1 rRNA gene is annotated in these 629 nt (G+C 59.9%); it reads right to left on the reverse strand.

From position 1 onward, the window contains the following. Positions 1 to 390 precede the first annotated feature (390 nt). Positions 391 to 629: ribosomal RNA gene (locus BFN33_RS49010) — 16S ribosomal RNA — on the reverse strand; the annotation flags it as partial.

The following is a 629-nucleotide window of genomic DNA, read 5'->3' on the forward strand; positions in this document are numbered from 1 at the left end:
CTATCGTGGCCTCCCACGTCCTTCATCGGTTCCTGGTGCCAAGGCATCCACCGTGCGCCCTTAAAAACTTGGCCACAGATGCTCGCGTCCACTGTGCAGTTCTCAAACAACGACCAGCCACCCATCACCCCGCCCTCACAGGCGAGTTCACTGGGGCCGGCATCAGAAGGACGAGCAACGCTCGTACCCTCAGACACCCAACAGCGTGCCCGACCAGTTCCCGTCCGGAGATCATGCGTTCCACGCTCCKAAGAGCAGTACTTGCAGCCTCCGACCCGAGGTCCTGGCCGAATAATCAACGTTCCACCCATGAGCAACCACCGCAGAACGTGTGCCTGCGTAGTGGCCTCTGACCTCACCCCGGAGGGATCGGTAAGAAGTGCTCCTTAGAAAGGAGGTGATCCAGCCGCACCTTCCGGTACGGCTACCTTGTTACGACTTCGTCCCAATCGCCAGTCCCACCTTCGACAGCTCCCTCCCACAAGGGGTTGGGCCACCGGCTTCGGGTGTTACCGACTTTCGTGACGTGACGGGCGGTGTGTACAAGGCCCGGGAACGTATTCACCGCAGCAATGCTGATCTGCGATTACTAGCAACTCCGACTTCATGGGGTCGAGTTGCAGACCCCA

The sequence above is a fragment of the Streptomyces sp. LUP47B genome (assembly GCF_001746295.1).
Lineage (GTDB): Bacteria > Actinomycetota > Actinomycetes > Streptomycetales > Streptomycetaceae > Streptomyces.